Genomic DNA, 8,691 nt, shown 5'->3' on the forward strand with positions numbered 1-8,691 from the left:
GGCCCCCGGATCGCGGGGCCGCCGCAACCCCACCGCGACCGGGTGGCCGCCGTCAAGCGGTCGCGGCGGGCTGATCACATGTCCGGCGGCTCACACGTGCAGGAAGCGGTCCTTCACCTCGGGGCTGCGCGCCAGCGCCGCGCTGGTGCCGGTCCAGGCGACGCGGCCCTTCTCGATCACCACGTGGCGGTCGGCGAGGCGGGTGAGCGCCTCGACGTTCTTGTCGATCACCAGGATCGCCGCGCCCTCGTCCCGGATCGCCCGCAGGCAGGCCCAGATCTCCTCGCGGATCAGGGGCGCCAGCCCCTCGGTCGCCTCGTCGAGCACCACGAGGCGCGGATTCGTCATCAGGGCGCGGCCGATCGCCAGCATCTGCTGCTCGCCCCCCGAGAGATCGTTGCCGCCGTGGTGCCGCCGCTCCTTCAGGCGCGGAAACAGCCGGTAGACCGTCGCCAGCGTCCACGGGGCGGGGCCCCGCGCCGGCCTGCGGTGGGTGGCGACGAGGTTCTCCTCCACCGAGAGGGTCGGGAAGACCTGCCGGCCCTCCGGGACCAGCCCGAGGCCGCGCCGGGCGATGAGGTGGGACGGGCGCCCGGCCATGTCCTCGCCGTCGATCAGCACCCGGCCCGCCCGCGGCGTCAGCAGCCCGAAGAGCGAGCGGACGATCGTGGTCTTGCCCATGCCGTTGCGGCCGAGCAGTGTCACGGCCTCGCCGGGCCCGACCGCGAGGTCGATGCCGAACAGCACGCGGGATTCGCCGTAGGCGCTCTCCAGCCCCTCGACGCGCAGCATCAGGCCGCCTCCTCGCCCAGATAGGCCGCGCGCACGACCGGGTCGGCCCGCACCGCCGCGGGGGCGCCGCTCGCCACCACGCGGCCGTCGACCAGCACGCTGATCCGGTCGGCGAGGGCGAAGACCGCCTCCATGTCGTGCTCGATCAGCACGATCGTGTGCGTCGCGCGCAGGTCGCGCAGGAGCCGCACCAGGGCGGCGGATTCCTCCGCGCCGGTGCCGGCGAGCGGCTCGTCGAGGAGGAGGAGGCGCGCCCCGGTGGCGAGCGCCACCGCGATCTCGAGCTGGCGCTTCTCGCCGTGCGACAGGCTCCCGGCCCGCCGCGCGGCCCGGTCGGCGAGGCCGACCCGGGCGAGGGCCGCCGCCGCCTCCTGGTTGAGCGCCGCCTCGCGGCCCGCCGCGCCGAAGAAGCGGAAGCTCGACCCGGCCCGCGCCTGCACGGCGAGGGCGGCGTTCTCCAGCACCGTGAAGCCGTCGAGCAGCGAGGTGATCTGGAACGAGCGCGCGAGGCCGCGGCGCACGCGGCCGACCATCGGGAGGCGCGTGACGTCCTCCCCGGCGAAGAGCACCGTGCCGCCGTCGCTGCGCAGGCGCCCGGAGAGCTGGTGGATCAGGGTCGTCTTGCCGGCGCCGTTCGGCCCGATGATGGCGTGGATCTCGCCCGCCGCCACGTCGAGGCTGACGTCGTCGGTGACGCGCAGCGCCCCGTAGGACTTGCGCAGGTGGCGGACGCGCAGGAGCGGGCTCACGGCCGGCCTCCGCGGCCGGGAACGAGGCCCGCGAGGCCTCCGCGGCCGAGGAGCACGCTCGCGACCAGGATCAGGCCGAGGCCGAGCCGCCAATGCTCGGAATGCCGCGCCAGCACCTCCTCCAGCGCGATCAGCGCCGCCGCCCCGACCACCGGCCCGACCAGGGTGCCCCGGCCGCCGAGCACCACCATGACGATGAGTTCGCCCGAGCGCTGCCAGCTCATGTAGGCGGGCGAGACGAACTCGGCCTGGTTGGCGAGCAGCACGCCGGCGAGGCCCGCCAGCGCCCCCGCCAGGCCGTAGGCGGTGAGCCGGTAGGGGAAGGCCGGGAAGCCGATCGCCTCCATGCGGGTCGGGTTGTCGCGCGTGCCGCGCAGCACCCGGCCGAAGCGCGAGCCCGCCACCCGCCGCAGGCCGAGGAGGGCGCCGGCCATGACCGCGAGGGCGGCGTAGAACAGGGCCTCGTCCCCGTCGAGGAGCGGGCGGCCGAACAGGGTCGAGCGCCGCGACAGGGCCATCCCGTCGTCCCCGCCATAGGCCGCGAGCGAGACCGCCAGGAAATACGCCATCTGCCCGAAGGCGAGCGTGATCATGATGAAGTAGACGCCGCGCGTGCGCAGCGCGATCGCCCCGGTGACGAGGGCGAAGAGCCCGCAGGACGCGACCGCGGCCGGCACCTGGAGGGCGAGGTCGCGCAGGCCGTGCGCGTCGAGGATGCCGAGCGCGGTGGCGCCGATGCCCAGGAAGGCCGCGTGCCCGAACGAGACGAGGCCGCCCAGGCCGAGCACGAGGTCGAGGGAGAGGGCGGCGAGCCCGAAGATCAGCATGCGGGTCGCCGTCGCGGTCAGGAAGGGCAGGCCGAGCGCCTGCGCGGCGGGCGGGACGAGCGCGAAGGCGGCGAGCAGGGCGAGCGCCGCGAGGCCGGACCGCGACGGGCGAAGCCGCCCGCCCCCGCCGGTCCGCGCGGCGAGCCGCGCGCCGAGTGAGGGGGCGCCGCTCATCGGCCGCGCGCCGGGAACAGGCCGGCCGGGCGGAAGGCCAGCACGCCCGCCATCAGGATGTAGGTCAGCATCGGGGCCAGCGTCCGCCCGGTCTGGGCCGCCGCCGAGGCCTCCATCAGGCTGCGCAGCAGGATCGGCCCGAAGCTGCGCCCGAGCTGGTCGGCGAGGCCGACGATCAGGCTCGCCACGAAGGCGCCCCGCACCGAGCCGACCCCGCCGATCACGATGACCACGAAGGTCAGGATCAGCACGGAATCCCCCATGCCGGGATCGACCGAGAGGATCGGCGCCACCATGGCGCCGGCGAAGCCGGCCAGCACGGCGCCGAGCCCGAAGACGAGCCGGAACAGGCGCCGGACGTCGACCCCGAGGGCCGCCACGATCGGCCCGTGCGTGGCCCCGGCGCGCAGCTGCATGCCGAGCCGCGTGCGGTGGACCAGGAGGTGCAGGAGGAGGGCGGCGGCGAGCCCCGCCGCGATGATCGCCACCCGGTAGAGCGGGTAGCGCAGCGTGCCGGTGAGCGGCACCGCGCCCGACAGGGCCTCGGGCAGGGCCACGCTCATCGGGGCGTTGCCCCACAGGATCCGCACCCCCTCGTTGAGGATGAGGATCAGCCCGAAGGTGGCGAGCACCTGGTCGAGGTGGTCGCGCTCGTAGAGGTGGCGGATCACCAGCGCCTCCACGAGGAGGCCGAAGGCCAGGGAGGCGGGCAGGGCGAGGAGGAGGCCGAGCCCGAAACTGCCCGTGAGGCCGGCCAGCGTCGCGGCGAGGTAGGCGCCCACCATGTAGAGCGCCCCGTGCGCGAGGTTGATCAGGTCCATCACGCCGAAGACCAGCGTCAGCCCCGCCGCCACGAGGAACAGCAGGATGCCGAGCTGCACGCCGTTCAGCGCCTGGATCAGGAACAGGTTCAGCATCGCCCCGTCACATCTTGCACTCGGCGGCGTAGGCGTCGCGGTAGTCCGAGAAGATCTTCTCGACGATTTGGGTCTCGTACTTGCCGTCGGGGCGCTTGGCGGCGCGGACGAGGTAGAAGTCCTGGATTGGGAAGTGGTTGTTGCCGATCCGGAATCGGCCGCGCAGCGACGGGAACTCGGCCGCCTTGAGGCCGGCGCGCAGCGCGTCCCTGTCCTTCAGGTTGCCCTTGGCGGCCCTGACGGCGCTGTCGATCATCTGGGCGGCGTCGTAGGCCTGCATGGCGTAGGTGCCGGGCACGCGGCCATACGCCTTCTCGTAGGCGGCCACGAAGGCCTTGGATTGCGGGTTGTCGAGGTCGGGCGCCCAGTTGGCGCCGCCGTAGAAGCCGACCGCGGCGTCCTTCTGGGCCGGCAGCGTGCTCTCGTCGACCGTGAAGGCGGAGAGGAACGGGATCTGGGCGAGGCCCGCCTGCCGGTACTGCCGCACGAGATTGACGCCCATGCCGCCCGGCATGAAGGCGAAGACCGCGTCCGGGCTGGCGGCCGCGATCTGCGCCAGCTCGCCCGAGAAGTCGAGCTGGCCCAGCGGGGTGAACATCTCGCTCACCACCTCGCCCTTGTAGGAGCGCTTGAAGCCGGCCAGCGAATCCTTGCCGGCCTGGTAGTTCGGGGCGAGGAGGACGAGGCGCTTGTAGCCCTTGTCCTGCGCGACCTTGCCCAGGACCTCGTGGACTTGGTCGTTCTGGTAGGAGGAGACGAACAGGTTCGGGTTGCACTCGGACCCGGCGTAGTTCGAGGTGCCGGCATTGGGGCTGATCAGGAAGGCGCCCGATTCGGTGACCGGCCGCACGATCGCCCGCAGCACGTTCGAGAAGGTCGGGCCGACCACGAAATCGACCCGGTCGCGCCGCGCGAAGTCCCGCGCCCGGTTGGCGGCGACGTCGGGCTTGAGCTCGTCGTCGACCACCAGCACCTCGGTGTCGAGGCCGCCGAGCTTCCGGCCCATGGTCTCGAGCGCGAGCAGGAACCCGTCGCGCCCCTGCTCGCCGAGCACCGCCGAGGGGCCGCTCAGGGTGAACATCAGGCCGACGCGCAGCTTGCCGTCCTCGCCCGGCTCGGCGCGGGCCGGCGCCGTGAGGAGGGCGGCGAGGAGACAGGCCCCGAGACCCTGGATCGCGACCCTGCCGATCGGCTTCATGTGCGTGTGTCCCCCATGCGTGAGCGCGGCCGCACTCTCCGGCGTGGCGGTCCGGAAGTCGAGTCGGTGCGGGCGCGTTCGCGCGCAGGACGAGGGGCGCGGCGGCCGAGCGGCCCATGCCCCCGGGCGAACCATGCCCCCGGGCGGTCCGCCCCTACGCGTGCGAATAGTGCAGGTCGTAGATCTCCGCCACCTCGGCGTCCCAGGACACGGCGGGCGGCGCGACCTTGCGCACGAGGCAGCTCGAACTCAGGAAGGCCGGCTGCCGGTCGATGCCGGCGATCGGCCCGGCGCCGGAGAAGCTCGGCACCGTGAAGCCTTCGAGCCCCATCTCGGTCTCGACCACCTCGAAGCCGGTGTGCCGGTTGAACAGGCCGCGCCACGCATTGTCGGAGAAGCGCCAGAAGTCCCACGGCGCCTCGTGCAGCGGCCAGGCCTGGTGCGAGCCGATATAGGCGAGGCCGCCGTCGGTCAGCACGCGGTTGAGTTCGAGGGCGGCCTTCCAGGGCATCAGCAGGTGCTCGAAGACCGAGACCGAGAACGCGAAGTCGAAGCGCCGGTCGAGGACGCGCGACAGGTGGTGGGCGTCGCCGACCACGTCGACGTTGGGCCCGGCCAGGATGTCCATGCCCGTATAGGCGACGCTCGCCGGGAAGAGAGTGCGGTAGACGTGGCCGCTGCGCGCCCGGGCGCCGATCTCCAGGAGCGAGCCGCCCCGCTCGGCGACCAGGTCGACGAATTTCGGGAGCAGCCGGCCGCGGTTGCGGTCCGCGTAGGCGGTCAGCGGGACGACGTCGCGGAAGCCGAACCGGATCGCGACCCGCTCCGGATCCGGCTCCGGCAGGGTGGTCACGGCGGCGAGCCGGAAGCCCCAGCGGGCGGCCCGCTTGCCGAAGGCGGCGACGACGTCGGGGCGCTCGATCGCCTGGAAGGCGCTGGCGAGCGGCCGGCCGTCGTACAGGATCCGCGGCCGGCGCCCGGTCGTCCAGCCGGACGCGATGACGATGCCGCGGGCGATCGTGAACGTGTCGAGGGCTCTGCCCATGGGGGATGCTCGCCTTTCAGGGCCGGTGCCGGCTCGTCCGGACGCGGCCCGCTTGCCGGCGCTCCCCGCCGCCGTCAAGCGAGGGCGGCCGGCTCCCTCCCGGCGCGGCGCGCCCTAGATCCTGGCCGACCCGGGGTCGCGCCCCTCGCGGAGCCCCGCTCGCCCAGCCCAGGAGGCCGCGCCATGCGCGCCCGCTTCGCCGCGCTCGAGACGCGCCGCCCCGCTTCCCGCCCGCTCCGGGCCGCCGCCTCCCTCGGCCTCGCGCTCGCCGCGGCCGTCCCGGCGCTCGCGGCCGAGGGCGCCTGCCCGGGACCCAATGCCGGGCTCTCCCTGCCGCCGGGCTTCTGCGCCACGGTCTTCGCGGACGATCTCGGCCATGTCCGCCAGATGGCGGTGGCGCCCGACGGCACGCTCTACGCCAATACTTGGAGCGGGTCCTACTACAAGACCGCCGCGCCCCCGGGCGGCTTCCTGCTCGCCCTGCGGGACCGCACCGGGACCGGGAAGGCCGACGCGGTCGAGCGCTTCGGCGAGAGCGCGGCCGAGGGCGGGCACGGCGGCACCGGCCTCGCCCTGTTCGAGGGCGCCGTCTACGCGGAGAGCAACGACCGCATCCTGCGCTACCCGCTCGCGCCGGGGGACCTCGCGCCGACGGCGAAGGCCGAATTGGTCGTCTCCGGCCTGCCGCTCGGCGGCGACCACCCGATGCACCCCTTCGCGATCACGCCGCAGGGCGACCTCCTCGTCGATCTCGGCTCGGCCACCAATGCCTGCGAGGTGAGGAACCGCATGCCGGGCTCGCGCGGCCACGCCCCCTGCACCGAGAAGGAGACGCGGGCCGGGATCTGGCGCTACGACGCGCGCCGGACCGGCCAGACCTTCTCGCCCGCCGAGCGCTACGCCACGGGCCTGCGCAACGCCGAGGGCTTCGCCCTCGACGCCGAGGGCCGCGTCCTCGTCACCCAGCACGGCCGCGACCAGCTGCACGAGAACTGGCCGGCGCTCTACACCGCCCGGCAGGGATTCGAGCTGCCGGCCGAGGAGGTGGTCGAGCTCAAGGCCGGCGCCGATTACGGCTGGCCCGAATGCTACTACGATGCCGAGCAGAGGAAGCTCGTCCTCGCTCCCGAATACGGCGGCGACGGCGGCAGGAAGGTCGGGCTCTGCGCCGACCGCCAGGGGCCGGTCGCGGCCTTCCCGGCCCATTGGGCGCCCAACGACATGAAGATCTACCTCGCGGCGGGGCCGAAGGCCTTCCCGTCCGCCTATCGGGGCGGTGCGCTCATCGCCTTCCACGGCTCCTGGAACCGCGCCCCCGGGCCGCAGGGCGGCTACAACGTGGTGTTCCAGCCCCTCAGGGACGGCAGGGCCGCCGGGCCGTTCGCGGTCTTCGCGGACGGGTTCGCGGGCGCGGTCAAGGAGCCGGGCCGGGCGCAGTTCCGGCCGACCGGCCTCGCGGTCGCCCCGGACGGGGCGCTGTACATCTCCGACGACGTCCGCGGCCGGATCTGGCGCGTCACCTACCAGGGCGGCAATCCGCAGGCGGCGATCGCCGCCGCCCCGGAGGCCAGGCCGGCCGCCAGGGGCTCGCGGGCGGAGCTTCCCCCCGAGGGCATCCACCCGGATGCGGGGCGCGAGGCCGCCTCCCTGCCGGTGCCCGAGGGGGCGACGCGCGAGGAGGTGGCGCGCGGGGCGCGGATCTTCGTGGGGGAGATCGGTGGGGCGACCTGCGGCGGCTGCCACGGCTCGGACGCCAAGGGCTCGCCGATCGGACCCGACCTCACCGACCATGAGTGGGTGTGGAGCGACGGCAGCCTCGCGGGCATCACCCGCACGATCGCGAGCGGCGTGCCCGAGCCCAGGAAGCACGGCGGCGCGATGCCGCCGATGGGCGGGGTCGCGCTCTCGGAGCAGGACCTCAGGGCCGTCGCGGCCTATGTCTGGGCGGTGGGGCACCGCTGAGCCCCGCCGCCTGCCCGCAGAGCCCGTGAGACGGAGACCCGCCATGCGCGCCATCAGGATCGGAGCCCGAGGAGGCCTCGACGCGCTCGAAGCCGTCGACCTGCCGGAGCCCGGCGAGCCCGGACCCGGCCAGATCCGGGTGCGGCTGCGGGCGAGTTCGCTCAATTACCACGATTACGGCGTGGCCCGGGCGACCGATGGCCGCTTCGCCGGCCGCATCCCGCTCTCGGACGGCGCCGGCGAGGTCGAGGCGGTGGGCGAGGGCGTCGCCGAATTCGCGCCCGGGGACGCGGTCGTGTCCTGCTTCTTCCCGCTCTGGCAGGACGGCCCGGCGGAGGTCGGGGACTTCTCCACCGTGCCGGGCGACGGCGTCGACGGCTACGCCCGCGAGGCTTTGGTGCGGCCCGCGACCTGGTTCACGCGCGCGCCTGCCGGCTACAGCCACGCCGAGGCCGCGACGCTGACCACCGCGGGGCTCACCGCGTGGCGGGCGCTCGTGGTCGATGGCGGGCTCAAGGCCGGGGACAGCGTGCTGGTGCTCGGCACCGGCGGCGTCTCGATCTTCGCGCTCCAGATCGCCAAGGCGATGGGCGCCACCGTGATCGCCACCTCCTCGTCGGACGAGAAGCTCGCCCGGGCGCGGGCGCTCGGGGCCGACCACCTCGTCAATTACCGCGCCGAGCCGCACTGGGGCGAGGCGGTCCGGCGCCTCACGGGCGGGCGCGGCGTCGACCACGTCGTCGAGGTCGGCGGGCCGGGCACGCTGCCGCAATCGATCGCGGCCGTGCGCGTGGGCGGCCACATCTCGCTGATCGGCGTGCTCACCGGGCGCGGCGGCGAGGTGCCGACCGCGGCGCTGATGGCCAAGCAGGCCCGGCTGCAGGGGCTGATCGTCGGCAGCCGGCGCCACCAGCAGGATTTCGTGCGCGCCCTCGACGCGACGGGCCTGCGGCCGGTGATCGACCGCAGCTTCCCCCTGGAGGCGCTGGCGGAGGCGTTCCGGCACGAGGAATCCGGTGCGCATCTC

At 74.3% G+C, this 8,691-nt stretch carries 8 protein-coding genes (1 of these 8 only partly in view); 2 read left to right on the plus strand and 6 right to left on the minus strand.

The genetic code is table 11. From position 1 onward, the window contains the following. Positions 1 to 90: 90 nt before the first annotated feature. The 6 genes from QA634_RS18440 to QA634_RS18465 all read right to left on the minus strand — a co-directional run bounded on the left by QA634_RS18440 (position 91) and on the right by QA634_RS18465 (position 5,702). Positions 91 to 792, minus strand: coding sequence for an ABC transporter ATP-binding protein (locus QA634_RS18440; RefSeq protein ID WP_012333419.1), 702 nt, complete (start codon positions 790 to 792; stop codon positions 91 to 93). Continuing rightward, positions 792 to 1,541: an ABC transporter ATP-binding protein gene (locus QA634_RS18445; RefSeq protein ID WP_012333420.1), complete on the minus strand. Its 750-nt coding sequence runs from the start codon at positions 1,539 to 1,541 to the stop codon at positions 792 to 794. Before QA634_RS18445 ends, QA634_RS18440 begins: the two co-directional genes overlap by 1 nt. Beyond that, positions 1,538 to 2,542 (minus strand): branched-chain amino acid ABC transporter permease, encoded by a 1,005-nt coding sequence (locus tag QA634_RS18450; RefSeq protein WP_012333421.1) that lies wholly within the window; start codon positions 2,540 to 2,542, stop codon positions 1,538 to 1,540. Before QA634_RS18450 ends, QA634_RS18445 begins: the two co-directional genes overlap by 4 nt. Then, complete coding sequence (locus QA634_RS18455) at positions 2,539 to 3,459, minus strand: branched-chain amino acid ABC transporter permease (RefSeq protein ID WP_012333422.1); 921 nt, start codon at positions 3,457 to 3,459, stop codon at positions 2,539 to 2,541. Before QA634_RS18455 ends, QA634_RS18450 begins: the two co-directional genes overlap by 4 nt. 7 nt (positions 3,460 to 3,466) lie before the next feature. Beyond that, on the minus strand, positions 3,467 to 4,657 hold the full coding sequence (locus QA634_RS18460) for an ABC transporter substrate-binding protein (protein WP_012333423.1): 1,191 nt from the start codon (positions 4,655 to 4,657) through the stop codon (positions 3,467 to 3,469). Positions 4,658 to 4,811: 154 nt separating this feature from the next. Continuing rightward, positions 4,812 to 5,702, minus strand: a complete 891-nt coding sequence (locus QA634_RS18465) for a methyltransferase domain-containing protein (RefSeq protein WP_012333424.1) — start codon at positions 5,700 to 5,702, stop codon at positions 4,812 to 4,814. 183 nt (positions 5,703 to 5,885) lie between these two features. Between QA634_RS18465 and QA634_RS18470 the strand changes: the two genes are divergently transcribed. Together QA634_RS18470 and QA634_RS18475 are read left to right on the plus strand one after the other, a co-directional pair. Then, positions 5,886 to 7,664, plus strand: a complete 1,779-nt coding sequence (locus QA634_RS18470) for a c-type cytochrome (protein ID WP_012333425.1) — start codon at positions 5,886 to 5,888, stop codon at positions 7,662 to 7,664. Between the two features lie 43 nt (positions 7,665 to 7,707). Continuing rightward, positions 7,708 to 8,691, plus strand: partial view of a zinc-dependent alcohol dehydrogenase family protein gene (locus QA634_RS18475; RefSeq protein ID WP_012333426.1) — the 5' portion only. 36 nt of this gene lie beyond the right edge of the window; only the first 984 of its 1,020 coding nucleotides appear in the window; its start codon is at positions 7,708 to 7,710; its stop codon lies off the right edge, out of view.

Origin of the sequence: Methylobacterium sp. CB376, from assembly GCF_029714205.1 — a bacterium.
Classification (GTDB): domain Bacteria; phylum Pseudomonadota; class Alphaproteobacteria; order Rhizobiales; family Beijerinckiaceae; genus Methylobacterium.